Here is a 24,003-nt window from a genome sequence, read left to right as displayed (position 1 = left end):
GGTCGGTAGAGCGGATGATTTCGCGGCGGCGGCAATCACATGCTCCACCGAGCAAGCTCGGTGGGGGCAACGTAAACAAAAAGTGCGTGGCTGGTGCAGAATCGTTTCACCACCGAGCAAGCTCGGTGGAGTCAGCTGAAAATTCGATCTACACAAAACGCACTATTCACTTCCGCAACGACAGGCGACAAACAATCGGCAGGTGATCCGACGGGAACCTGCCGTCGCGCTGATCGGTGAGCGTGCTAAGTTTTTCGATGTCCCATTGCCGAGTCGCAAACAAATAATCGATTCGGCTTCCCGGCACGATCTTCTTGAAACCGTTCCAAGTCGAGTCGGGACCTTCTTTGCTCTTGGCCGCGACGTAGGCATCGCGCAGCAGCGGCAGATCATCGGTCCCTTTCGCGGCGAGCGTTTCATAAGCGGCCGAATCGGGCAAGCTGTTGAGATCGCCGATGAAAATTAGCGGCAGCGTCGCAAATTTTTCGCGGACTTGTTTGACGATCAACTCAGCGCTGGCACGGCGGGCTTTCGTTCCCTGATGATCGAAGTGCGTGTTGAGCACGGTCAGCGATTCCTTGGTTTGCCGGTCCTGCAACTTCAGCCAGCTGGCGATTCGCGGCAGCGCTGCATCCCAACCTTTGCTGCCGATTTCTTCCGGAGTCGTCGACAGCCAGAATGTTCCTTTATCGAGGAGTTCGAAGCGTTCCTTACGATAAAAGATCGGCGACATTTCTCCCTGCTGTTTGCCGTCGTTGCGGCCCGCGCCGTAGGAAGCAAATTCCGGCAGCCGTTCTTGCAGATCGTGAAATTGCCCGGCCAGCACCTCTTGAAAGCCGGCGAGATCCACTTTCTCGCGCAGAATGATTTCCGCCACCCAGTCGCGGCGATTGCGCCAGCGATCGACGCCGTCATTGGCGTTGTCGTAACGAATGTTCCAAGTCATCACCTGCAGCGATGTGTTCTCGGCGGCGGGCTGAGCAGCCAGTGGTGAAGTAGCGGCCAAAGCGAGAGCGGCGAACATAAGTAAGAATCGTGACATGACGTATCGCGGAGGGTGCGGGTGGAGCGTGCAACGTGGCGTTGCACCTTTTATAATCCACCGCCAGACCTGATGCTTTGCTGCAAGGAATGAACCGTGCCGATCAATTTTTCCTGCCCGCATTGCGGCAAGCAAACCGTCGTTGCCGATCAATTCGCAGGGCAAACCGGTCCGTGCTCAGCCTGTGGAAAATCGGTGACCATTCCACTCACCGCGAGCAGCTACCCGGCGGGACCGTCGACCAAGAGCAGTTCAGGAACCGCAGCGCTGCTTGTTATTCTCGCCACGGTTGCGGTGCTCGGTGTGATTTGCCTCGGTGGCGCCGGCCTGTTGTTTTTTCCTGTGATTTCCCAGTCTCGTATTTCTGCACAGCAAACGAAGTCGCTGAATAACCTCAAGCAAATCGCTCTTGCGCTGCATAACTACCACGATACGTATAACTCCCTCCCGCCGGCCGTCGTCACCGATACCGATGGCCAACCGCTATATAGCGGCCGAGTCCTGCTGCTGCCGTTCCTCGATCAAAACGCGGTGTACCAAGCCTTCGACAAAAACAAAGCTTGGGACAGCCCTGAGAATCAAGCGATCACCGCGACCATCATCAAGACGTTTCAAGATCCGGCCCATCCGGGCGGACCGGCTGCACCTCGGAGCGACTATGTCTTCGTGACCGGAACGGGGACGATTTTTGAGGGTAGCAAAACAACCAACTTTGCCAGCATCACCGATGGCACGAGCAACACGATCATGGTGATTCAAACCGCGACGGGCCCGCAGAATTGGGCAGAGCCCGTCGACTGGAATGCCGACAGCGGCGTGCTGCCGCCGGGTAATCATCCGCAGGTAGTGCTCACTGCCTTTGCCGATGGCAGCGTGCGCGCGATTCGCACGCACTTAATGCAAATGGCGCTGCAACAACTGATGCAACGAGCTGACGACCGAAGTATGCCTGACTTAGGATATTAAACCATGACGATCGAATTTCGCTGTCCTCATTGTGGCAAACAGACGGTTGTTGCCGATCAGTTCGCGGGCCAGAGCGGCGCGTGCGCCGGCTGCGGCCAGCAGATCACCATTCCCAAAGCGAGTTTTGCAGCGCCCGCGACCATGCAGACGCCAATGTACGCGCCGACTGGCGGGAGCAAGTCCGGCGGCGGCTCCACGCTCCTCGTCATTCTGGCGATCGTGATGGGCTGTATTCTCCTCTGCTGTGGCGGCGTGGCCTCTGTTCTCTTTATTGGCCGGTCGCAGATGGGAGGCAGACGAGATCAAATGATTTCGCAGAATAATATGAAGCAACTCGGCTTGGCGCTGCACAACTATCACGATGTGCACGGCAGCTTTCCGCCGGCCGTAGTCACCGATGCCGATGGCAAGCCACTTTACAGCGGTCGCGTGCTGCTGTTGCCTTACATGGACCAAGCGGCGCTCTTTCAACAATTCGACAAATCGAAGGCTTGGGATGCGCCGGAGAATCTGGCCGTCACCGATACGATCATCAAGACCTTTCAAGACCCCAACAACAAATCGGGTTCGCTGCAACGGAGCGATTATGTCTTCGTGACGGGGGTCGGCACGATGTTTGAAGGGAGCAAAGCAGTCAAGTTTTCGAGTGTGACTGACGGCTTGAGCAACACGATCATCATGGTCGGCACGAGTCGTGGTCCCTCCAACTGGGCGGAGCCCGTCGAATGGAATGTCGACCTGGGCATGCCACCGCCGACGGCTGAGCCCAACGAAGTTCAAATTCTGTTTGCCGACGGCAGCGTGCGCTTCATGGCGCTGCAAGACTTTCAACAGAACATGAGGGCAATCACCACGAAAGGCGGCGGTGAGATCGTGAATCTTCCCTAGCCAGCAAGGCGCAGAACTCGCCGGGTTACTGCACTGGCAAGTTTCCGCGCCGACGCCAACAATGGATGCATGGAATGTGTTGGCGTTTTCATGCTGTTTGCTGCTATCGTCGTGCTGGCACTGTTTGGCGTCTTCAGTCAAACGGCGGCCCGATTCGAGCGCTGGAATAGCGCGCTGGCCGCGGTCGCTCAGCGGTTCGGCGGCGTGCTGAGTCGCGGCGGTTGGTTCAGCAATCCCTCGCTACGTCTTCCTTACGGCACGACTTATTCGCGGCTGTCGGTTTACAGCTTGCCGGGGACGTCGGGTCGCAAGTGCCTCGAGATGATCGTGCAGTGGTCCGACGTTTCGCTGCACATGGCCCTCGTGCCGCGCGTCTCACGACGGCAGATTGCCATCGATCTGCGCGGACTGCACGAACTCGAATTCGATTGGGACGATTTCCGCCTGCGCTGGAATGTGTGGGCCGACGAAGGAGAAGAGTCGCGCCTGCTCCTCAGCTCGGGCGTGCGCGTGCAACTCGAGCGCATCAGCCGCTCGCCGGAACCGGCCGAGACGCTGGTGCTGATTTATCCCGGCTGGCTGGTGGTGCGTAAGGTGTGGGAATCGTCGCGGGCCAATGATCTGGAGCAGTTCGTCGAAACGACGCTCGGTCTGTACGATCAGCTGCAGCTGACGAAGACTGAGGGAATCGACTTCGTAAACGGTGATCAGCCGCAGATCATCGATCACGCCAACTGCCGGATCTGCGGCGAAGAAATGTCGGCCGAGATTGTCATCTGCCGTCGCTGTCAGACGCCGCACCATCGTGATTGCTGGGAATATGCCGGCGGCTGCGCGACGTATGGCTGTCGCGAGACGATCTATCTGCTCCCCCGCCGGGCTTTTCCTACGGCAGGAAATCACGCGCCCCCCGAGCCATCGCAAGAACTGCCGCCTGGTCGGCCCAGCAAGCCGCGTTAAGGGGGATTTCGGTTTTCGCAAAAGAACATCTGGCGAAAATCGAATACCATAAAACGTCCTTTCGCTGCTGAAGGGAGATTTGGGAGCTTGCCGTGGCCCGTGATGCGTTTCCTTTATGCTTCATCGCCTTCCTGGTGATTATTGGCATCTTCGTCGCCATCGCGTCGATTTCGAGCGCCGTCAATAAAGGCGTGCTCGAGCAAGTCGCCAAGCGTTGGAAGGGCTACGTCGAGCTGGGCGGCTTCTTTGGTTACGACGGTCTCGTGATGCAAATCGGCGACGCCTATGCTCGGCTCAGTTATTCGAAGCGCGGCAAAAACAGCCGCAATACACACTTGTCGGTTCATTTTCCCGACAAGCAACTGCGACTTGAGCTGTATGTGCAGGACGTGATTCAGCAGTTGAAGAAATTGCTGGGCATGTATGACCTGGAAATCGGCGCGCGCGAGTTCGACGATGCCTTCATCATCAACGGCAATCAACCGGAGCGGATCATCGAGTATCTGAATCCGCAGTCGCAAGTGGCGATCCTGAAGCTCGCTCGTTTTTCCACGCTGGTCTCAAACGATCTGCACCTGACGATTTCCGGCGGCGTGCTGCGGGTGACAAAGCATCGTGGTTTTCAGAGCGTGGGTGAGCTGAACGAGTTCATCACCCTGTTCTCCGAAGTGTTCGAAGCGCTCGCCTATTCGCGCAACACCGGGATCGAGTTCGTCTCGTCTTCGCCGCTGCCGCGGGTGCAAGAGACCGAATGCCAGGTCTGTGGCCATCCGCTCGAGGGAAAGATCGTCTTTTGTTTGAGCTGCAAAACGCCGCACCATCTCGATTGCTGGAATTATTTCGAATCGTGCGCGGTCTACGGTTGTGGGCAGCATCGTTACACCGAAGCCAGGCGAGCATAGCATGGAGAGCGGTGTTGAATTTGCAGTCGTGCTGTTCGCTATCGGCGTGATCATGGTGATCATCGCCGGCATCGCGTATTCATCGCATAACAGCGACCTGAATCGTTTTGCCTCAATCTGGCGGGGCCGCATCAAGCGCGGCGGGGCCTGGGATTTCCCGCAGGTGACGTTTCAGCTGGGCGACACGCCCACGACTCTCAGCTATTCGAACGACGGCGACGATGTTTACACGCATCTCACCATGTCGCTGTTCGACATTCGGCTGCGGATGGAACTGCGGCCGCAGGGAATTGCCCAGAACATCGGCAAATACTTCGGCATGCAGGACATCGAGATCGGCGTGCCGGAGTTCGATGCGGCGTTCATCATTCAAGGGAGTAACGAGCGCGAGATCCGCGAGTTTCTGCGTCAAGACGTTCGTTACGCGATCATGGCGCTGGTCTGCTGCGGCACGCAGCCCCACCACGATCTGCACTTGCAGTTAGGTGGCGGCACACTGCGAGTCACCAAGCACGAGCACTTCACCAGCGAGCTGCAGCTGTCGGAATTTGCCCGCTGTTGCTTCAAGCTGATCCGGCTCATTCAAAAACCGCTGAGCGACGGCATTGAGTTCGTCGAAGGGCAAGTGCGGCCTACGATTTCCTTGCACGATACAGAATGCCAGGTCTGCGGCGATCCACTTACTGAAAACGTGGTGCAGTGCCAGAAATGTAAAACGCCGCACCATCTCGATTGCTGGCAGTACTTCGGCTCGTGCTCGGTCTATGGCTGCGGCCACAAGCGGTGTATCGTGCTCCGCAAGTAACCACTGTCGGCTTTCGCTCCGCGAAAGCACGCGTCTTTTTGAACGCCTGAGTCCAACGTGCTCCCTGCTGAAGATGCCAATCCGTCGCCGGCTCGCTTTGTGAGCCTTGCGCTAGTGCTCGAGGGTGGACTCGCTGCTGTGGCGATGGTCATTGGTTGGCTGGTAGGTTTTGATCCGTGGCACGGTCTGTGGCGGACCGATTACGACGCGAGCGCGCTCTGCCGCGACGTACTTTGGGGAGTTGCCGCCACCGGACCAGCCGTGGCCATTCTGCTGGTCGATTTCGAGCAATGGAGGCACTCGCTGATCTGAAAGATCAGGTCCGTGAGCTGCTACAGAAGTTATTGCGAGGCGCCGCCCTGTGGCAACTCCTCATCGTTGCGCTCGCGGCGGGAATTGGCGAAGAGGTGCTCTTCCGCGGCTTGATTCAAGCGGGCCTGGCCGCGCTGCTGCCGAACTCGTTCGCACTGGTCGGCAGCTTATTGATCGCGTCGGTCTTGTTCGGATTGTGCCACTATCTGAGCAACACTTACTTCGCGCTGGCGACACTCGCCGGCGCTTACTTTGGGCTGCTGATGCTCGTCAGCGGCAGTTTGCTGCCGGCGATCATCGCGCACGCGCTGTACGACTTCATCGCGCTGGCGTACTTGCTGCACGATGGCGAAGCGTAAACGCTACGGAGCGAGCAGCAACCGGCTGGGGCTCTTCAGATAATCGATCACGTCGTTGAGGAACCGCGCCGCAGCGCCGCCGTCGACGAGGCGATGATCGTACGAAATGCTCAGCGGCATCATCAAGCGGATGACGATTTCGTCGTTGACGACGACCGGCATCTTGCGAGCCCGACCAACCAGCAGGATGGCTACTTCCGGCACGTTGATGATCGGCGTGCTGTAAGTACCGCCGATCGCGCCGAGGTTGCTGATGGTGAACGTGCTCCCCTGCATGTCGGCAGCCGTAATCTTGCCGTCGCGGACGTTCTCGCTGATTGTTCCCAGGGCCCGCGCGACATCGGGAATCGACATGGTGTCGGGATGACGCAGGCTGGGGACCATCAGGCCCCGGTCAGTGTCGACCGCGATGCCGACGTTGACGTAGTCCTTGAAGATGATGTGCTCGCCATCTTCGTCGATCGAAGCGTTGATCGTGGGATGCGACTTGAGGGCCATGGCGACGGCCTTCACCACGAACGGCAGGCTCGTGAGCTTGATTCCCTTGCGAGCGTAGTCGTCCTTGCTGCTGACGCGGATCTTTTCCAGCTCGGTCACGTCGGCATCGTCGAAATTGGTAACCCGCGGGCAAGTCGTCCACGACTTGTGCATCTGGGCCGCGATGACCTTGCGGATCTTGGTCATCTTCTCGACATGGATCGGCCCGTAGTTGTCGCGAGCGCTCGAGCCGGCGTCAGTCTTGCTACTGTTCACACCCACGCCTTGGCTTTGAGCGCGGACCACGGCGAGAACATCTTCGCGCGAAATGCGACCGCCCGGACCACTGCCGGTGACGCGCGACAGATCGACGCCCACTTCGCGAGCAAAGCGACGAACAGCCGGCCCCGCGGCGACATCGCCATACTCAGCTGCTTCTTCGGCGGGAGCGATGGTGGCGACCGGCGCTTGAGCAACCGGCTGCGGCGCTGGAACGGCCTTCACGGGAGCAGGAGCAACGGGCGCTGGTTTCGCCGCGGCTGGCTGGGGAGCCGGAGCGGCAGGTTGCGGCGCTGGCTTGGCTGGCGCCGGAGCAGCCTTCGGCGCTTCAGCAGCAGGAGCCGGCTTGGCTGGCGCGGCTGAGGCACCAGCGGCGGCGCCTTCGAGCGTGAGCAGGACCGCACCGTTCTTCACGGTTTGGCCCTTCTTGATGTGTACCTTCACGACCTTGCCGGCGAAATCACTCGGCACTTGCATGGTCGCTTTGCCGGTTTCGATATCGATGATCGCCTGATCCTTGGCGATGGTGTCTCCCTCGCTGACGAGGATGTCAACGATATCTCCCGATTCCACACCTTCGCCGAGATTGGGGAGTTTGACTTCGATGGCCATGATTGTTTCGCTTCTATTCTTCGATTCGATTGATTAGCTAAGTCTTGGTGCGGCTCAGGCCCCTCACCCCAACCCTCTCCCCGGCGTACCGGGGCGAGGGAGTAATGCGAGGAGTTTCATCCCTTCCTCGCTTCAACCCTTCATCCCTACTTACGCAAAGTACGGATCGATCTTCTCGGGGTTGATCCCGAGGTCCTTAATGGCTTGAGCCGCCACGCTCTTGTCGAGGTCGCCGCGGAGGCCCAAGCGATACAGCGTGGCGAGGGTGACGCATTCGGCATCGACCTCGAAGTGCCGACGCAGGGCTTCTCGGGTTTCGCTGCGGCCCATGCCGTCGGTGCCGAGGGCGTAGTAATCGCCAGGAATCCAAGCGGCGATCTGTTCTTGCACTGCCCGGACATAATCCGACGCAGCGACGAACAGGCTTCCCTTTTCCGGCGCGAGAACTTCTTCGACATACGAAGTCCGCCGCGGCTGATCGGGATGCAGCATGTTCCAATGCTCGCAGGAGTGAGCATCGCGCCGCAACTGCGTGTAGCTGGTGACGCTCCACACGTTGCTGCTAATGCCGTACTTCTCGGCGAGGAGGTCCTGCGCCTTCAGCACATGACGAAGGATAGCGCCACCGCCGAAGAGGTTCACCTTAAGCTTGGCGCCCGGCACTTCCTTGGTCTTGAACTTGTACATGCCGCGAATGATGCCGTCTTCGACACCTTCCGGCATCGGCGGATGCGCGTAGTTCTCGTTGCCGACCATCAGGTAATAGATGGCCGTCTCGCCGTCCTGATACATCCGCCGCATGCCGTCGAGAATGATCGCCGCGATCTCGTAGTTGTACGCCGGGTCGTAGGCCCGCACGTTCGGGAATGCGATCGCGTTCAGCAAGCTGTGACCATCTTGATGCTGCAGGCCTTCGCCATTGAGCGTCGTGCGACCCGCAGTGCCGCCGAGCAAGAAGCCCTTGGCCCGCATGTCCTGAGCGCACCAGATCGAATCGCCGACGCGCTGGAAGCCGAACATCGAGTAGTAGATGTAGAACGGAATCATGTTCACGCCATGCGAAGCATAGGCAGTGCCCGCCGCGCAGAAGCTGCTGATCGAGCCCGCTTCGGTGATTCCTTCTTCCAGAATCTGGCCGTTCGTCGCCTCTTTGTATTTGGCGAGAATGCCCGAATCGACCGGCTCGTACAGCTGACCGACGTGCGAGTAGATGCCGATCTCGTTGAACATGCCTTCCATGCCGAACGTCCGCGATTCATCGGGAACAATCGGCACGACATACTTGCCGATCTGCTTGTCGCGGACCAGCTTGCGGAGCAACGACACGAAGGCCATCGTGGTCGAGGCTTCCTTGTCGCCGGTGCCGACTTTGAACTCGTTGAACGTGGAATCCGAGAACTGCGGTGTTTGAATCGTCGGCGCGACCTTCGGCCGGCTCGGCACGCTGCCGCCGAGCGCTGCGCGACGTTCGCGCAGATAACGCATTTCCTGAGAATCTTCTGGCGGCTTGTAGAACGGCGTCTTGGCCACTTCCGCATCCGAAATCGGAATGCCAAACCGCGTGCGGAACTCGAGCAACTCCGCTTCGTTCATCTTCTTGTTGTTGTGCGCGACGTTGCGGCCTTCGCCCGCTTCGCCGAGACCATAGCCCTTGATCGTCTTCGCGAGAATGACGGTCGGCTTGCCTTTGCAGTCCATGGCCGCTTTGTAGGCCGCGTAAACCTTCTCCGGATCGTGACCGCCGCGGCGGAGCTTGGCGAGCTTTTCGTCGGAGTAGTTCTCGACCAGCTTGAGCAACTCGGGATACTTGCCGAAGAAGTGCTCACGCGTGTACGAGCCCGGCATGACGACGTACTTTTGATACTGACCGTCGACTACCTCTGCCATTCGTTTCGCGAGCAAGCCCGATTCATCTTTTTCCAGTAGCGGATCCCAGTCTTCGCCCCAGACGACTTTGATCACATTCCAGCCGGCGCCACGGAACAGCCCTTCGAGCTCTTGAATGATCTTGCCGTTGCCGCGCACCGGACCATCGAGCCGTTGCAGATTGCAGTTGATGACGAAGACCAGATTTTCGAGCTTTTCGCGGCCGGCCAGCGTGATCGCGCCGAGCGACTCGGGTTCGTCGCATTCGCCGTCACCGAGGAAGGCCCACACCTTGCGACCGTTGATCGGCTTGATGCCGCGATCTTGCAGGTAATAGTTGAAGCGGGCTTGATAGATCGACATGATCGGGCCGAGGCCCATCGACACCGTGGGGAATTCCCAGAACTCCGGCATCAACCACGGATGTGGATACGACGACAACCCGGGCGTCTCGCGCAACTCGCGGCGGAAGTGATTCAGATTCTCTTCGCTCAAACGGCCTTCGAGGAAGGCCCGCGAGTACATGCCCGGCGAAGCGTGCCCCTGAAAATAAATCTGGTCACTGCTGTAGCCATCTTCGCCACGGCCTTTGAAGAAGTGGTTGAAGGCCACTTCGTACAAGGTCGCGCTCGACGCAAACGTGGAGATGTGCCCACCCACGCCGTCGAAGTTCTTGTTCGCCTTCACGACCATCGCCATCGCATTCCAGCGGACGATGCTCTTGATGCGGCGTTCGATTTCGCGATTGCCGGGATACCGCGGCTGGGCCGAGGCGGGAATCGTATTGATATAAGGAGTGTCGAGATCGATAGGCAGATCGACCCCTTGCTCGCGGGCTCGCTCTTCGAGGACCGACAGCAGGTATTTCACCCGCTCGCCGCCTTTGCTTTGCAGAACGTAGTTCAGCGAATCAAGCCATTCCTGAGTTTCGGCGGGATCGAGATCCTGCACCGGCGATTGGTTGTGAGTGCCTGCGGCAGCATCATCAACAGGAATGTCTTGTACGTCTGACATTAGCAACTCTCTTTCTCAATCTCGGCCCGGCTGCGAGCCTGCAGCAGCAAGGCGATTTCTTTTCCTGAAATGTCACTTCAGCTTTTCGGCAGACCGATCTTCGGCAGTCCATCCTAAAACTACGTAGTGTCAGCAAAACTTTGCGCAATCCGCAAAAACCGCCAACCGTATTGTTTGCCGAAATCGCGACGGGGTAAAGGCGTCGGCGGCAGTCTGGGGGGTTCGGCGGCAAGTGCAGGATTTGGGGTGGAACCTCGCAGAGCCCACCTACGGCGGCAAGGCCAAGCGACTGCGCAACTCATTTCCGCTAAATAGCTTACGAGATAGTAATCCTGGCGATCCGCCGCCGCGGCACCCGAAATTACGCCAGTTGCTAGCGATTTGCCTCGCGTGGCGGGAACTCCGGATTCAGCCCTGCCGCGACGAATTTGCCGCCCTGCGGTAGGATGCGGGGGAGAGATTCGCCCCGTTGTTGGAACTTTGCTCGCCATGTCGCCCCTCCCTCAGCTTCGCATTGGTCACCTGCAAATCGGCTCGCCATTTGTCCAGGCCGCCCTGTCGGGATACAGCGATTGGCCGATGCGGCTGATCGCGCGGCGGCATGGGGCGTCGTACACGCTCTGCGAAGTGTTGCTCGATCAGTTTCTGGTCACGTTCAAAGACCGGGCTCGCAACAAACACTTTCTCTACCTGACCGATGAAGAACGCCCCGTCGCTGGACAGTTGATGGGGGCCGAGCCGGAGCAATTCGCCCAAGGGGCCGCCCGATTAGCCGCGGCGGGCTTCGATGTGATCGATATCAACTTCGGTTGTCCGGTGAAAAAAGTCCTCGGCCGTTGTCGCGGCGGATTTCATCTCAGTCAGCCGTCGGTCGCGCTCGAAATTGTTCGGCGCACGCGCGAATCGGTTCCCGCGAATATTCCTGTCACGATCAAAATGCGCCGCGGCCTCGACGACACGCAGGAAAGCCGCGACAACTTTTTCACGATCATGGAAGGCGCGTGGCAGATGGGCATCGACGCCATCACCGTGCATGGCCGCACCGTGAAGCAGCGCTACGTCGGCCCCAGTCGCTGGGAGTTTCTCACCGAAGTGAAGAAGCAGTACCCGACGCGCACGATCATCGGCAGCGGCGATCTCTTTACAGCTGAAGATTGCCTGAACATGATTCGCACCACCAGCGTCGACGGCGTGACGATCGCCCGCGGCTGCATCGGCAACCCGTGGATTTTCTCACAATGCCGAGCCCTCGCTGCCGGCCAACCGTTGCCGCCGCCGCCATCGCTCTATGAACAGCGCGATGTTCTCCGCGAGCATTTTCTCCTGGCCCAGGAACTCTACGGCGCGGAGCGCTGCGGCCCGCAGATGCGCAAGTTCGGCATCAAGTTCGCGGCTTCGCATCCGCAGCATCTGCTCGTCCGCGAATCGTTCGCGCGCATCAAAGATCTGTCCGAATGGGACGGCGTGCTGCAAAAGTGGTACGCCGAAGATCTGCCGGGCTGCTATCCCGATCCTGCTGTGCATCGTTCGACGACAGAGTGTGCCTAAGGAATAAATATGGCCAAGAAAAAGACGCCGCGGAAAAATGTCGCCAAGAAGGCCACTAAGCGTGCCGCGAAAAAAAGCCCGCTAGTTCCAAACAAAAAGGCTGTACAAACGAAGGTCAACAAGCGAGTAGCCGTGCAATATCTTATCTTCGTTGCCGATGACGAAGATAACGGGAAAGAAGTAATGCACGCCGCGCCATTGGCAACTGCCGACGCCTCTTATCTGTGTGATCGAGTCATCCCGACCTTGCGACCCTTGAGCGACGAAGAGTACATGACCGGGCCGGTGATCATTTTGCGAACTCTCGCTCGGTTCAGCTACGTTCTGTTCGAGCAGGAGCTCTACTGGTGTGCAGAATGGCAACCAGGCTTGGTGGTGATCCGCTTCTCACCGCATCGGGAAATGGCCTGGACGGGTATTCGTTCGCCCATTCCGAACTTCGGCCGTCGCGAGCCACTGCCCGAGGACTTGGCGGCCTACGATGAAGACGCTGAGAACCATCAATACAACCTCGTATTCAAAGCATGGGATGCGCAGTTTGACGAAGACCACCGCCGCTGGAAGAAATTCAAACCAGCCAGCAAAGCGGTGCAGGCTGAATTCGAGGCCGCGCTGGCCAAAGTGAACGATCTCGGCGACCAGTTGCAAGCCCGATTTGGTGATGACAAATCAGGTGCGGCCGCGAAGAAGTGTCAAGAGAACATGAATCAGTGGCTAGGCGAGGGGATTCGCTTGAAGTGATTTCAAGTGACTCTGTCGCGAGCAATCTCGCAATACTCCGCTGCCACATCGATCCCCAGATACGAATGCCCCAGTTGCTGCGCCACGACTGCCGTGGTGCCGCTGCCGAGGAAGGGATCGAGCACGAGTCCTTTCGGCGGACAACTGGCGAGCAGGCAGGTTTGCACGAGCTTCTCCGGAAAAACCGCGAAGTGAGCGCCGCGGAACTTCGACAGCGGAATCGACCACACGGTCCGCTTGTTTCTGCCGAGCGGATGAAAGGCCTGATCCCACCTGCCGTTGTGCAGGTTAGTATCGCCGCCGTTTTTACCCGCTTCAGGCGTGCCGCCGCGCTTGCCGAAGTGGTTGCGGCCACCTTTCATTTTGCTGTTTTCACTGAAGGTGACGTGCGGCTCGCGAATGGCGTCGGCGTTGTAAAAATAGTCAGCCGATTTGGTGAGAAAGAAAATGTATTCGTGATCGGTCGTCGGCCGCGTCTTCGTGCTCGAGGGCATCGCGTTCGGCTTGTGCCAGATACAGTCGCTCCGCAGCTTCCAGCCTTCATCGACGAGCGCCAGCGCCACTCGCCACGGCAATCCCAACTGCGCGCCGTCGCGGTCGTACTTATCGCCGATTACCAGCCAGAGCGAGCCCGTTGATTTCAAACAGCGGCGCACTTCGCCAAAAATATTTTGCAGCCGCGTGACGTACTCAGCCGGTGAATCTTCCTGACCGACCTGCTCGGCTTTGCCGTGGTAATCACGCTGCTGATAGTAGGGCGGGCTGGTAACCACCGTATCGATTCGCTCGGCCGGCCAGGTTCGCAGGATCTGCAGCGCATCGCCGCAATGGATCGAGTTGGGCGCAACTACGGGCTTCGCAGTGCGTTTCGCGGAACGAACGGTCGACATAGTGATGCTGCAAAGTTGCTGCTCGGATGATTAGTGCAGATTCTAACTCTTTTTTACGAGCAAGAATTCCACTGCGCGCTTCAACTGCGGATCGACCGGGATCGGCTTCGCGACATCCGCGGGATTGATCTCATCGGGATCCGCTTCGGGAACCGGAATCGCCGGCGGCTTTTCGCCATTGCCGTCCTTCGGCGTTTCGGTTTTTGTCGGTGGTTCGGAGACACCGTCGATCACGTCGAGATCACGATTCAACCTCGCTTCGAGTAGTTGCTCGCGCAGTTCTTTCGAGATGACCACTTCCTGCCCCGCATCAGGCCGCACGCCCCAGTCGTCGCTGTCCTTCGCGCCTTTGCGCTTGTGAATGTCCTTGTTATTTGGCCGCCAATAGGTGGCAAAGGTCAGCCGCAGCGCCGACTTGTTTCCTTCCAGCATGTAGACCTTTTGCACGGTCCCTTTGCCGTAGGTGCGCTGGCCGATGATCGTTGCCCGCTGATGATCTTGCAGGCAGGCCGCGACAATCTCGCTGGCACTCGCTGAATAGCTGTCGACGAGCACGACAATCGGCAGCGATTTCGGCACCGAGAGATCGCCGTGTGCCTTATGCGCTTCGAGTTCGACTTTGCCGCGGCCGCGCGTACTGACGATCAAACCTTCGTCAAGAAACGCATCGCACACGCCAACGCCGGCCGTTAGCAATCCACCCGGGTTGCCGCGCAGGTCGAGAATCAAGCCATCAATCTGCTGCGCGCCAGGGCCGAACTTTTCGAGGGCCGCTTTCAACTCATCGACGGTTCGTTCACCGAATGTGATGATCCGGATGTAGCCAAGTCGCGGATGATCCTGCAGCGTATAGATCCATTCGCCGGCCGCGTTGTGGCGATCCCCCTTCACCGATTCGATCGGAATCTTTTCGCGCACCACATCGAACGATAGCGGCTCTTTCTCACTCTTGCGGCGAACCTGCAACTTCACTTTGCTCCCCTCCGGACCACGAATGAGCTTGGTGCATTCGGGCAGCGATTTGTTTTCGGTATCGTGGCCGTCGATCTGCAAAATGATGTCGCCGCGTTTGAGCCCTGCGCGAAAGGCAGGCAATTTCGGAATCGGGCTTTTGATTCGCAGCCGCTTCGCTTCGTTGTCGAACTCCACGATGATGCCGATGCCCGGAAATTCCTGATCGATGGCTTCTTGAAACTGCGGCAGATCTTCGGGGGGCGTGTATTTCGAGTTGCTGTCGAGCTTATCGATCATTCCAACCATCGCCCCTTCGAAGAGCTGACGATCGTCGACCTCGTCGACGTAATGCTCAACGACCAGATTCATGGCCTGGGCCAGCGTACCGACGTGGCGATTGCGGCTGGCCGTGCGATAGCAAACCAGGGCGCCGATCATGGCGAGAAAGATGACAGCAATATTACGGAGGGGCATGTTCCGGGCCCTGTTGCTCGAAAGAACGTCCATGGCAGTGAGTGACGCGGGTCATCTTAGCACGAACGCGCCGGCTCACTCGATACGGCTCACTCAATACCAAGCCGCTGCAGTTCGGTTTCGAGGGCCGACAGGTTCCACAGCTCCAGAGCTCCATGGATGCGGCCGATCACGGCGACAAACTTTCCATCAGCCGACAGATTGATGGCTTTGGCAGGGCTGGCCGAAGCGGGCAAGCGGCAGAAGAGTCCGTAGCGCCCCGTGGTCGCCGAGCGTCGCCAAATCGTGACCATGCGATTGTTGCTGGCCGTCGCGATTGTCTTGGCATCGGGAGTGGCTGCAAGGGCAAGTACGGCGGTGTCGTCGGCGGCGAAATCGAATTGCGTTTCGCCGCTTGGTAGCGCCAGGCAACGAACCAGGCCGGTCTCGCAGCCGATCAGAGCCACTTTAGCTTGTTCGCACAACGCAGCCGAAATCACTTCGCTGCCAGGCCCCGCCCACGATCCGCGCGACGTTCCTTCCACAGGATCGAGCCAATGGATCCAACCGTCGCGCGTGCCGACGAGCGTGCCGGTGCGACCGGCTTGCAGCGTCCGAATATTTCCCGCTCCAGTCACCTGATGATTCGAGTTGTGCCAGGCCGTCAGCCGTTTGCCGATCGGCCACGACCACGAACCAACTTCCTCGTCGAAGACAGCCCAGATCCGTTGATCGGCGCCGCCGGTCGACAGCTGCGTCATGAACTGCAGATTCGTTTTCTTTTCCGGCGACGGGTTAAGAACCGACAAGTCGATTCGCTCGATCTCGAACGAGCGCAAACCAGCTTGCGGTTCGAACTGGAGTTCAAACTCACCCACCTCGGTCGTTTCGTAGGGAAGATGCACGCACCAGCTTTGGAAATCCTTGCCCTGCCGCCAGGTCCAGGGTGGAGCGCGCTGCGTTTCTGACTTCGGCATGATGGGCTTCACCAGCAGCGGCGCGTTCCAAGTTTGCTCAGCATCGATCCTGAGCGAGATCACCACCATCGGCAGTTGCTTCGATAGTTTGATCGCTGGGTTCACTCGGCACTTCAATTTCAGCTTTTGTCCCTGCGGGGTGACTTGCAGGATTTTTCTCGCCGGCGCGAGTGGATTATCCAACTCGTTGACGATCGCTTTCGCTTCTTCACCTTCCGACACTGGCTGAACCTCGAAGCGCACGTCCGCCGCGGGACCATTAATCGAGATAATGCCGCTGTTGATCCACGTCCCATTTTTTTGGCCGTAAAGGTGCGTTCCAAACAGCGTGCCGACGTAGATTTGCTCGCCCGATTGGCTCCACGCCACGCGGGCTTCTTCGCGGCTCCAGTTCATGTGCTCGACACCGCTCCGCCGCTCGGCAACGAGTTCGCCAGTTTCGTTTTGAAAGAGGTACAGCGTGTTGCAACGGGGCGAGGCGTTCGTGCCGCGCGTCGTCACACAAGCCAGCATCTTGGCGTCGGGCGAAAACGAAACCGCATCGACCTCTTCGGCCGGGCTGACCAACTGCTGATAGATCCGCTGCTGACGAAGGCTCCAAAAATCAAGCTGATCTAGGTTGGCCGTCACCAACCAGCGTTTGTGCGGGTCTACCGAAAAATCCTGTAAGTCATTGCGAGGCAGATCGAGCCGCAACACTTGTCGGCCTTGCGAAACGTCGAAAAATCGGGCCACACCTCGATCATGAAAAGTGGTCAGCAAGCGGCCGTCGCGTGAAAACTTCAAATCGTGTCCCGGCGATTCGTCACCCACCGTATCGTCTTGCAAGCGGCGCACATGGCCGCCCCCCAACGTGTCATACACTTGCAAACCAAAATCGGTCCGCGCCGCCAGCAGCGAACCACTGCCATCGGTCTCCAGGCGGCCATCCGCGCCGCGGGGCATGATGGCAAACGGCGAAATGTAAGGCCGCCGCGCGAGCGATTGACTCATCATGCGAAAGTCGGCAGCAGAGAAACCTGAGACAAACAAATCGTTGCTGAAATTGGCGACTGCAAAACTGCGCGGTTTGAAGTTCAGAGGGCTCTCGTATTTCGCATCGTTCCGCCAATCCTTCCAATGGATAAACTCCTCATCTCTGGTATGAGCAAACAGACTTTGCCCGTCAGCCGAGAATGCCATCCGATCGAGTTCACGTTCCTTGCTCACCGTCAATTGCCGCGGCAGCTCTTGAGGGTTTTGCAAGTCGAAGCAGTAAACGAGACCAAAGCGCAGGCCCACGGCGAGGTAGCGGTTGTCGCTGCTGAAGGCAAACTCCCGCACGCCATCCTGCCATTTCCCTTCGCCCCTAAGTGCACGCAGCACGGCGCTGTTGAGAATCGTAAAACTCTGCGCCGGCTTGCGGGTCTTCGTGTCGTAGACAACCACGCGAAAACTCGTGTTCCCTTTGAGCTCACCCACGGCCAGCAGCGAACCATCGGCACTGTTCGCCAAGCGGCCGATCACCATACCGGCCACCACCGATTCTTCTTTCTGCAAATCAAAACCAGTCAAGCAATCGGCCACCAACTGGCGCAGTTCGCTGCGATCGTTAATCGGCCGCGCGATGGCGGCGGCTTGCTGCAGTTCTTTCAGTCCTTGCTCACTCCAGCCTGGTTGCCGCCGCGTGATCACGTTGCGGGCCTGATTTACCGTGGCAAAGTAACGCTGCGTCTCCGCCGAGGTCTGGCGTTCGGCGGCGAGCGCATCGGCGTGCTGCCAGCGGTTGTAGACGGCGGTCGTCATCAGCAGCACACCAACCAGCACCAGCATCGCAACTAACAGCAGGGCCTGCGATGGATGCTTCCAAGTCCAGCGCACCGCCTTCTGCGCAAAGCCTTGCGTCCGCGCGCGGATCGGTTTGCCTTCGAGAAAACATTGCAAATCGTCGGCTAGTTCTTGCGCCGAGGCGTAACGGTTCGGCGGACGTTTCTCGAGGCTTTTGAAGGTGATGGCATCGAGCTCGCGCGGCAACTTCGGATTGAGTTTGCTCGGCGGCAGTGGATCGCGATTCAAAATGAACTCGACCGCTTCGGCAAACGTCGCCGCTTGAAACGGCGGCCGGCCGGTGATCGTTTCGTAGAGAATGACACCGAGCGAATAGACGTCGCTGGTCGGGCCGATCTCGCTTTGGCCCGTCGCTTGTTCGGGCGACATGTACGCCGGCGTGCCGAGCACCTGGCCGGTGTGCGTGGCCCGCATGGTGGAATCCGAGAGTCGTCGCGCCAGACCAAAGTCGGTGACATGCGGCTGGCCTGCTTTATCGAGCAGCACGTTGTTCGGTTTCAGATCGCGATGAATTACATCATGCTCGTGCGCGTGATGCACCGCGCGGGCCAATTGCACAATCAACTGTGCTGCTTCATTGGGCGGCAACGGCCCTTCCTGCAAACGATCGCCGAGAGTCATCCCTTCGACGAAGGCCATCGCGATGTAGTCGACACCCGCGTGCTGGCCGACGTCATACAACGCGACAATGCCCGGATGTTGCAGCTGACTGACCGAGAGGGCCTCGCCGCGAAATCGTTCCCGCAATTCAGGATCAATGGCAGCATCGAACTGCGGCACCTTCAGCGCCACCTGCCGCTTGAGCGTCGGATCCCAGGCCAGAAACACCACGCCAAACCGGCCGCGGCCCAGTTCGCGGCGAATCTCATATCGGCCCAACCGCTGCAGAGTCAGCAACGGCGCTTTTACCTTCGGCGCCGGCCAACGCGCTTCGAGCCGAGCCAGGCAATCGGCAAACTTAGGATCGGCCAGTAGCGACTCGTCGGCGATTTCCGCATCGCGCGACGGCTCAGGAGCGCTCGGTGGCGGTGCATCGCCGCGCGCAGCGCTTTCTCGGTTCGGATTGGCAGAATCATCCACGAGTTTGGGCCTGCAACGAAAGTACTATTCGTCCGGTTCGCCGGTCAACTCCGACTGTAGCCGTTTGACGGCCCGCGTCCAGCACATGCGGGCCGCATCGGCTGAGCGATTGGTCCGCTCGCCGATTTCGGCAAACGACAGTTTATCTCGATGCCGAAGCAGAATCACTTCGCGATGATCTTCGGTCAAGCGCGCCAAGGCTTGTTCCAGAGCGCTGTCGGCCGTACTCGACGCACCAACTTCGCCAGGGCCTGAATCGAACAAATTCTGCTTCACCTGTTGAGCAAAACTCGACTGGCTGTCGTCGAGCGAGACAGCGGGCTCCACGCCCTGTCGCTTGCGAGCATCGTAGCGACGGCGCAGATCGGCGACGTTCGACTTCAGAATGGTCTCAATCCACTTGATGAGCGTGTGGACATCGCGCCCTTCAAACTTGGGAAAATCCTGGTGCGCTTCGAGCAGCGATTGCTGCACCAGATCCGACTCGCGGACCTGCGCCCGCAGATCGGAATCGAGTTCGTTGCGAGCACACAGCAGCATGTAGGGATACAACCGCTGAAACAATTGCTCCAGGGCAGGCTTGTCGCCGGTGCTGGCCTGCTGCAGGAGGTGAACCAGCACCGAATCGTTGCCGAAGCTCTCTTCGTTGTCCTGCGAACTCATGGGTGAAGGACAATTCCTCGCTGATTTTCTCTGTCGTTCCGTTGCGCGGAATTCTATCCACAAATGCAGGGATGGGCTACCGCACGCCGGGGAGAAAGATCGCTCCGATCAGATTGTAATGATCTGACCACGACAAATTGACCAACGCGAAGGCAGCCAACCCCTTGAGGCCAATCGCCGATTCCGCCACGATAGCCCCATGACACGCAAACCTAACGAACTTCGTCCCGTCAAAATCAAACGGGGTTACACTCGCGCCACGCCAGGCAGCGTTCTTTATCAAGCCGGCGAGACCGTCGTCCTCTGCACCGCGAGCATCGATAACAAAGTCCCCGATTGGATGGCCGGCAAAGGCAAGGGCTGGATCACGTCGGAATACAACATGCTCCCCGGCAGCACCAGCCCGCGCAAAGGCCGTGATCGTGCCAAGGTCGACGGCCGCACCACGGAAATTCAACGACTCATCGGCCGCAGTCTGCGAGCGGTTGTCGATCTCAAAGCCCTCGGCGAACGATCGATTTGGGTCGACTGCGACGTCCTGCAAGCCGACGGCGGCACGCGCACGGCGAGCATCACCGGTGCGCTCATAGCACTCGTCGATGCGATCCATTCCATTCGAAAAGAATTGCCCGATCCGGCGAAATATCCCCTCAGCGACAGCGTGGCCGCAATCAGCGTGGGCATTGTCGATGGCAAACCAACGCTCGATCTCGAATATGTTCAAGATGTCGACGCCGATGTCGATATGAACGTCGTGATGACGGGCCGTGGCCGCTTTGTCGAGATTCAAGGGACCGGCGAAGAAGCCACCTTTGGCGACGACGAACTCGCCGCGCTGCTCAAGCTCTCGCGGAAGGGGATCACCGAGCTGACGGAAATTCAAAAGAAAGCTCTCGCCAAAACTTGGCCCTTTTAATGTTGCCCGCCGAACAAGCCGCTGCTCTGCGCACGATCGACGCCAATTTCAATCGCGCGGTCGAAGGGCTGCGCGTCGTCGAAGATCACGCGCGCTTCATTCTGAACGACGAATTCCTCGCCGGCGGCTGCAAGCGGTTACGTCACGACCTGACGACGGCAATTCAAACGCTCGATCCGCGCGGTGAACGAGTTTTCGCCCGCGATACCCTCGGCGATGTCGGTACGACGATCACCACACCGCAGGAAACTCAACGAGTCTCCGCCGCCGGACTCGTCGCCGCCAATTGGCAGCGCGTGACGCAGGCCCTGCGCGTGATCGAAGAGTTTGCCAAGTTGCTCGGCAGCGGCGGAGAGTTTGAGCAGATTCGTTACCAGTCGTACACGCTCGCCAAAGCCTGCGCGGTGAATCAACGCAGCAGCGAAGTCTGGCAGAATCGCCGGCTGTATGTGTTGATCGATGGCTGTGCGAATGAAACCGAATTTGCAGAGTTAGTCAGCGATCTAATTTTCGCTGGCGTGAACGTGCTGCAGCTGCGCGACAAGAATCTCGATGATCGCACGCTGCTGGCTCGTGGCATCGTTCTTCGCGGCTTGATCGACGGGGCGAAGATCGAAACCAAGCCGCTGTTCATCATGAACGATCGGCCCGATCTGGCGCTGCTCGCTCGCGCCGATGGCGTGCATGTCGGCCAAGAGGAACTCAGCGTCGCGCAGGTCCGGCAACTCGTCGGCCCGCAGTTGCAGATCGGCGTATCGACCCACAACATCGAACAAGCCCGCGCTGCCGTGCTCGCCGGAGCCGATTACCTCGGCTGTGGGCCGACGTTTCCTTCGCGCACCAAATCGTTCGACGAATTTCCCGGCGTTCCTTTCCTGCAGCAGGTGGCCGCCGAAATCACCCTGCCGGCATTTGCCATCGGCGGTGTGACGTTGGAGAATCTTGCCGAAGTCCAAGCAGCAGGGCTCGCGCGCGTGGCCGTCAGCAGCGCGATCACTTCGGCAGCAAACCCTGGCGAAGTCGCCCGGCAATTTCACGCGAGGCTGTGCTAGTAGCCATGCTAGAAGTCGAACTGAAATTCCATCTCACCGACGCCGCTGCATTGCAGCGCGAGCTCGCCGCCTTCGACATTGCCTGGCATGCGCCGGAAGAGCAAGTCGATTGTTACTTCAATCACCCAGCCCGCGACTTCGTGCAAACCGACGAAGCCCTTCGTCTGCGACAAATGGGCAGTGACAACGTCATCACCTACAAAGGCCCGAAGCTCGACGCCGCCACCAAAACCCGCCGCGAAATCGAACTTCCGATTGCCGCCGGCAAGGATGGCCTCGCTCACTTCGGCGAACTCCTCGAAACGCTCAGCTTCCGCCGCGTCGCCGAAGTGCGCAAGATCCGCACCAAGGGAACGTTCACCTGGCAAGCCTGGTCCGTCGAAGTTTGTCTCGATGAAGTCGCCGAAGTCGGCAGCTTCGTGGAACTGGAAATCCAAGCCGAAGAAAACACCCTCGCCGCCGCCCGCGACGCCATCCTCGCACTCGCCGCGCGGTTGAACCTCACGCAAACCGAACGGCGTGGGTATCTCGAAATGCTGCTGCTGAACAGGAAGCCCGACGCGTAAGCGGAAGGGGCCCTGCAAGTGGTCACATGATTCACCAACGTGCGGCAGCACCAAAGGAAGTGGTTTAGATTTGGGCTACGCATCACCGTTATGGTGCTAACGCACGTTGCTGATGGCCAGGTTCGCTCGCTGCTCCCCCTTCCGCTCACGCGTCGGGCTACCTGTGCAATTCGCGGGCGTTACCGACTTCGCCCATCCGCAATCACCTTCTCCATCAACGCCTGTAGCTTCTTCGCTTCCTCGGGATGCTCCGCCGCGACATTTGTTTTCTCGGCGGGATCTTTTTTCAGATCGAAGAGCTTGTAGACGTTTTCGCCCTGGGCTTTTTGTTTTCCCATGCCGGCCTTTGTGCGACTCAGTTTCCAATCGCCGGCGCGCAGGCCGAAGTTGTTGCCGCTGTTGTCTTGTTGCAGTAGATAGTCGCGCCCTTTCGCGCCGGGTTCGCCGAGGAGGGCGCCAAGGACGTTCAAACTGTCGAGGCAACCGTCGTCGGCGATTTTTTCTTTGGTGAGTTCGGCGAGGCTGGCAGCGAAGTCGATCGTACAGACCATCTGCTCGCTCACGCCGGCCGGAATGCGGCCCTTCCAGCGCGTGATGAAGGGAATCCGTGTGCCACCTTCGAGCACGCTGTACTTGCCGCCGCTGTAAGGGCCTGCCGGTTTGTGATCGCCGATTTTCTCGACCGAGCCGTCGACGTAGCCGTCGTTCAGCACCGGGCCGTTGTCGCTGCAGAGAATGACGAGCGTGTTTTCCGTCAGGCCGAGGCGATCGAGGCTTTTCACAACTTCGCCCACGCACCAGTCAAATTCTAAAATCGAATCGCCGCGAAAGCCGAGCTTCGACTTCCCTTGAAAGCGTTCATGCGGCATCCGCGGCACGTGAATGTCGTGCGAGGCAAAGTACAAAAAGAACGGCTTGTCGCGCTGCTGCTCCATCCAGGCGTCGGCTTGCTTGACCCATTCATCGCCAAGGTCCTCGTCGCGAAAGCGGGCCTTCATACCGCCGGTGTAATAGCCGATGCGGCTAATGCCGTTGTGAATCGTGCCGTTGTGCCCCTGCGCCCAATTCATCCGCAGCGTGTCGCGATGCGATTGCCCAGTCGGATGATCTTCGGCGAGCTTGGCGTCGCCGACCCAGAGGGGATCCTTGGGATCGAGATTGCGGACGCGATGATCCTCGACAAAGATTTGCGGCACGCGATCGTTGGTCGTCGGCATCAGGAAGCAGTGATCGAAACCAATCTCAAGCGGCCCAGGCTTGAGCTCGCCATTCCAATCGGGTGCCTTATCACCGAGCCCGAGGTGCCACTTGCCGATCACGGCCGTCGCATAGCCAGCCCGTTTCAAGATCGACGGCAGTGTTTCCGTGCCGGGACGAATGAGCGCCGCGCCATTGGGCGGCGCTACGCCGGTCCCTTTCACGCGAAAGGCAGCCGTGCCGGTCAGCAGTGAATAACGTGTGGGCGTGCAAGTCGACGCCGAGCAATAGCCACTCGTGAACCGCTGCCCCTCCGCAGCCAGCCGATCGATATTCGGCGTTTGAATCTCCGTCGCGCCATTGCAGGAAACATCGCCATAGCCGAGATCATCCGCGATGATCACCACGATGTTCGGCGGCCGGGTGGCAGGCTTTTCCTGGCAGTGGCCCAGGTGATTCGTCAGCAAAGCAAAGGCGATGGCGAGCAGCGAGAGATCACGACTTCGAAAGGCGGGCATAGGGCACTTGATGGTGGCGCGAGAGTGATGGGGAACGGCCAGTATTGATTGCCTGATCGGCACGGTCAACGAGCGCTGGTCGCCGCCAGAATCGCCGCTATCGCCCGCTGTGGGCGAAGTTTCCGTCATTCAACATTGC

General features: G+C 59.0%; 20 protein-coding genes. 12 read left to right on the top strand and 8 right to left on the bottom strand.

Annotated elements, in window-relative coordinates:
* Positions 1–166: 166 nt before the first annotated feature.
* Positions 167–1,024: an endonuclease/exonuclease/phosphatase family protein gene (locus M9Q49_RS01165; protein WP_254506766.1), complete on the bottom strand. Its 858-nt coding sequence runs from the start codon at positions 1,022–1,024 to the stop codon at positions 167–169.
* A gap of 114 nt (positions 1,025–1,138) precedes the next feature.
* Between M9Q49_RS01165 and M9Q49_RS01160 the strand changes: the two genes are divergently transcribed.
* The 7 genes from M9Q49_RS01160 (at position 1,139) to M9Q49_RS01130 (ending at position 6,234) form a co-directional block, all read left to right on the top strand.
* The gene (locus M9Q49_RS01160; protein WP_254506765.1) at positions 1,139–2,008 is read left to right on the top strand and encodes a DUF1559 family PulG-like putative transporter; all 870 of its coding nucleotides are present in this window, start codon (positions 1,139–1,141) and stop codon (positions 2,006–2,008) included.
* A gap of 3 nt (positions 2,009–2,011) precedes the next feature.
* Complete coding sequence (locus tag M9Q49_RS01155; RefSeq protein ID WP_254506764.1) at positions 2,012–2,896, top strand: DUF1559 family PulG-like putative transporter; 885 nt, start codon at positions 2,012–2,014, stop codon at positions 2,894–2,896.
* A gap of 90 nt (positions 2,897–2,986) precedes the next feature.
* The gene (locus tag M9Q49_RS01150; protein ID WP_254506763.1) at positions 2,987–3,856 is read left to right on the top strand and encodes an RING finger protein; all 870 of its coding nucleotides are present in this window, start codon (positions 2,987–2,989) and stop codon (positions 3,854–3,856) included.
* A gap of 92 nt (positions 3,857–3,948) precedes the next feature.
* A complete protein-coding gene (locus M9Q49_RS35690) occupies positions 3,949–4,758 on the top strand; it encodes an RING finger protein (RefSeq protein WP_254506761.1) in 810 nt (269 codons plus the stop codon).
* 1 nt (position 4,759) lies between these two features.
* The gene (locus tag M9Q49_RS01140) at positions 4,760–5,563 is read left to right on the top strand and encodes an RING finger protein (protein ID WP_254506760.1); all 804 of its coding nucleotides are present in this window, start codon (positions 4,760–4,762) and stop codon (positions 5,561–5,563) included.
* A gap of 57 nt (positions 5,564–5,620) precedes the next feature.
* Positions 5,621–5,875, top strand: a complete 255-nt coding sequence (locus M9Q49_RS01135; protein WP_254506758.1) for a hypothetical protein — start codon at positions 5,621–5,623, stop codon at positions 5,873–5,875.
* The gene (locus M9Q49_RS01130; RefSeq protein WP_254506757.1) at positions 5,854–6,234 is read left to right on the top strand and encodes a CPBP family intramembrane glutamic endopeptidase; all 381 of its coding nucleotides are present in this window, start codon (positions 5,854–5,856) and stop codon (positions 6,232–6,234) included. The genes M9Q49_RS01135 and M9Q49_RS01130 overlap by 22 nt, the downstream gene beginning before the upstream one ends.
* A gap of 3 nt (positions 6,235–6,237) precedes the next feature.
* Here the strand turns inward: M9Q49_RS01130 and M9Q49_RS01125 are convergent, their stop codons facing one another.
* Together M9Q49_RS01125 and aceE are read right to left on the bottom strand one after the other, a co-directional pair.
* Positions 6,238–7,602 carry a 2-oxo acid dehydrogenase subunit E2 gene (locus M9Q49_RS01125; RefSeq protein WP_254506756.1) on the bottom strand — a complete coding sequence of 455 codons (1,365 nt, stop codon included), beginning with the start codon at positions 7,600–7,602 and terminating at the stop codon, positions 6,238–6,240.
* A gap of 150 nt (positions 7,603–7,752) precedes the next feature.
* Positions 7,753–10,482, bottom strand: a complete 2,730-nt coding sequence (gene aceE / locus M9Q49_RS01120; protein WP_254506755.1) for a pyruvate dehydrogenase (acetyl-transferring), homodimeric type — start codon at positions 10,480–10,482, stop codon at positions 7,753–7,755.
* Positions 10,483–10,971: 489 nt separating this feature from the next.
* Between aceE and M9Q49_RS01115 the strand changes: the two genes are divergently transcribed.
* Both M9Q49_RS01115 and M9Q49_RS01110 read left to right on the top strand, forming a co-directional pair.
* Positions 10,972–12,030, top strand: a complete 1,059-nt coding sequence (locus M9Q49_RS01115) for a tRNA dihydrouridine synthase (RefSeq protein WP_254506753.1) — start codon at positions 10,972–10,974, stop codon at positions 12,028–12,030.
* Between the two features lie 9 nt (positions 12,031–12,039).
* Positions 12,040–12,771: a hypothetical protein gene (locus M9Q49_RS01110; protein ID WP_254506752.1), complete on the top strand. Its 732-nt coding sequence runs from the start codon at positions 12,040–12,042 to the stop codon at positions 12,769–12,771.
* Positions 12,772–12,773: 2 nt separating this feature from the next.
* On the opposite strand, the gene M9Q49_RS01105 is transcribed toward M9Q49_RS01110, so the two are convergent.
* From M9Q49_RS01105 to M9Q49_RS01090, 4 genes are all read right to left on the bottom strand, one after another.
* Positions 12,774–13,661, bottom strand: coding sequence for a DNA-methyltransferase (locus M9Q49_RS01105; protein ID WP_254506745.1), 888 nt, complete (start codon positions 13,659–13,661; stop codon positions 12,774–12,776).
* A 42-nt stretch (positions 13,662–13,703) separates the two neighbouring features.
* On the bottom strand, positions 13,704–15,089 hold the full coding sequence (locus tag M9Q49_RS01100) for a S41 family peptidase (RefSeq protein ID WP_254506744.1): 1,386 nt from the start codon (positions 15,087–15,089) through the stop codon (positions 13,704–13,706).
* Between the two features lie 89 nt (positions 15,090–15,178).
* Entirely contained in the window at positions 15,179–18,952 is a 3,774-nt protein-coding gene (locus M9Q49_RS01095) for a WD40 repeat domain-containing serine/threonine protein kinase (RefSeq protein WP_254506743.1), read from the bottom strand.
* Between the two features lie 24 nt (positions 18,953–18,976).
* Positions 18,977–19,615 (bottom strand): sigma-70 family RNA polymerase sigma factor, encoded by a 639-nt coding sequence (locus tag M9Q49_RS01090; RefSeq protein WP_254506741.1) that lies wholly within the window; start codon positions 19,613–19,615, stop codon positions 18,977–18,979.
* A 199-nt stretch (positions 19,616–19,814) separates the two neighbouring features.
* Between M9Q49_RS01090 and rph the strand changes: the two genes are divergently transcribed.
* The 3 genes from rph to cyaB are packed head-to-tail and all read left to right on the top strand — an operon-like array spanning position 19,815 to position 22,149.
* The gene (rph, locus tag M9Q49_RS01085; protein WP_254506739.1) at positions 19,815–20,531 is read left to right on the top strand and encodes a ribonuclease PH; all 717 of its coding nucleotides are present in this window, start codon (positions 19,815–19,817) and stop codon (positions 20,529–20,531) included.
* Positions 20,531–21,583: a thiamine phosphate synthase gene (locus M9Q49_RS01080; RefSeq protein WP_254506737.1), complete on the top strand. Its 1,053-nt coding sequence runs from the start codon at positions 20,531–20,533 to the stop codon at positions 21,581–21,583. The genes rph and M9Q49_RS01080 overlap by 1 nt, the downstream gene beginning before the upstream one ends.
* A 5-nt stretch (positions 21,584–21,588) precedes the next feature.
* Positions 21,589–22,149: a class IV adenylate cyclase gene (gene cyaB, locus M9Q49_RS01075; protein ID WP_254506736.1), complete on the top strand. Its 561-nt coding sequence runs from the start codon at positions 21,589–21,591 to the stop codon at positions 22,147–22,149.
* A gap of 179 nt (positions 22,150–22,328) precedes the next feature.
* Here cyaB and M9Q49_RS01070 read toward each other — a convergent pair whose 3' ends face one another.
* A complete protein-coding gene (locus M9Q49_RS01070) occupies positions 22,329–23,864 on the bottom strand; it encodes a sulfatase family protein (protein ID WP_254506735.1) in 1,536 nt (511 codons plus the stop codon).
* Positions 23,865–24,003: the final 139 nt, after the last annotated feature.

The sequence above is a fragment of the Anatilimnocola floriformis genome (genome assembly GCF_024256385.1).
GTDB lineage: Bacteria > Planctomycetota > Planctomycetia > Pirellulales > Pirellulaceae > Anatilimnocola > Anatilimnocola floriformis.
The sequence above is the reverse complement of the archived record's forward strand: the minus strand, read 5'-3'. Positions and strand labels throughout refer to the sequence as shown.

Coding starts and splice junctions, on each gene's coding strand:
- M9Q49_RS01165 (WP_254506766.1), bottom strand. CDS start 1,024: ATGTTCGCCGCTCTCGCTTTGGCCGCTACTTCACCACTGGCTGCTCAG.
- M9Q49_RS01155 (WP_254506764.1), top strand. CDS start 2,012: ATGACGATCGAATTTCGCTGTCCTCATTGTGGCAAACAGACGGTTGTT.
- M9Q49_RS01150 (WP_254506763.1), top strand. CDS start 2,987: ATGCTGTTTGCTGCTATCGTCGTGCTGGCACTGTTTGGCGTCTTCAGT.
- M9Q49_RS01140 (WP_254506760.1), top strand. CDS start 4,760: ATGGAGAGCGGTGTTGAATTTGCAGTCGTGCTGTTCGCTATCGGCGTG.
- M9Q49_RS01130 (WP_254506757.1), top strand. CDS start 5,854: ATGGAGGCACTCGCTGATCTGAAAGATCAGGTCCGTGAGCTGCTACAG.
- M9Q49_RS01125 (WP_254506756.1), bottom strand. CDS start 7,602: ATGGCCATCGAAGTCAAACTCCCCAATCTCGGCGAAGGTGTGGAATCG.
- aceE (WP_254506755.1), bottom strand. CDS start 10,482: ATGTCAGACGTACAAGACATTCCTGTTGATGATGCTGCCGCAGGCACT.
- M9Q49_RS01115 (WP_254506753.1), top strand. CDS start 10,972: ATGTCGCCCCTCCCTCAGCTTCGCATTGGTCACCTGCAAATCGGCTCG.
- M9Q49_RS01110 (WP_254506752.1), top strand. CDS start 12,040: ATGGCCAAGAAAAAGACGCCGCGGAAAAATGTCGCCAAGAAGGCCACT.
- M9Q49_RS01105 (WP_254506745.1), bottom strand. CDS start 13,661: ATGTCGACCGTTCGTTCCGCGAAACGCACTGCGAAGCCCGTAGTTGCG.
- M9Q49_RS01100 (WP_254506744.1), bottom strand. CDS start 15,089: ATGCCCCTCCGTAATATTGCTGTCATCTTTCTCGCCATGATCGGCGCC.
- M9Q49_RS01090 (WP_254506741.1), bottom strand. CDS start 19,615: ATGAGTTCGCAGGACAACGAAGAGAGCTTCGGCAACGATTCGGTGCTG.
- rph (WP_254506739.1), top strand. CDS start 19,815: ATGACACGCAAACCTAACGAACTTCGTCCCGTCAAAATCAAACGGGGT.
- M9Q49_RS01080 (WP_254506737.1), top strand. CDS start 20,531: ATGTTGCCCGCCGAACAAGCCGCTGCTCTGCGCACGATCGACGCCAAT.
- cyaB (WP_254506736.1), top strand. CDS start 21,589: ATGCTAGAAGTCGAACTGAAATTCCATCTCACCGACGCCGCTGCATTG.
- M9Q49_RS01070 (WP_254506735.1), bottom strand. CDS start 23,864: ATGCCCGCCTTTCGAAGTCGTGATCTCTCGCTGCTCGCCATCGCCTTT.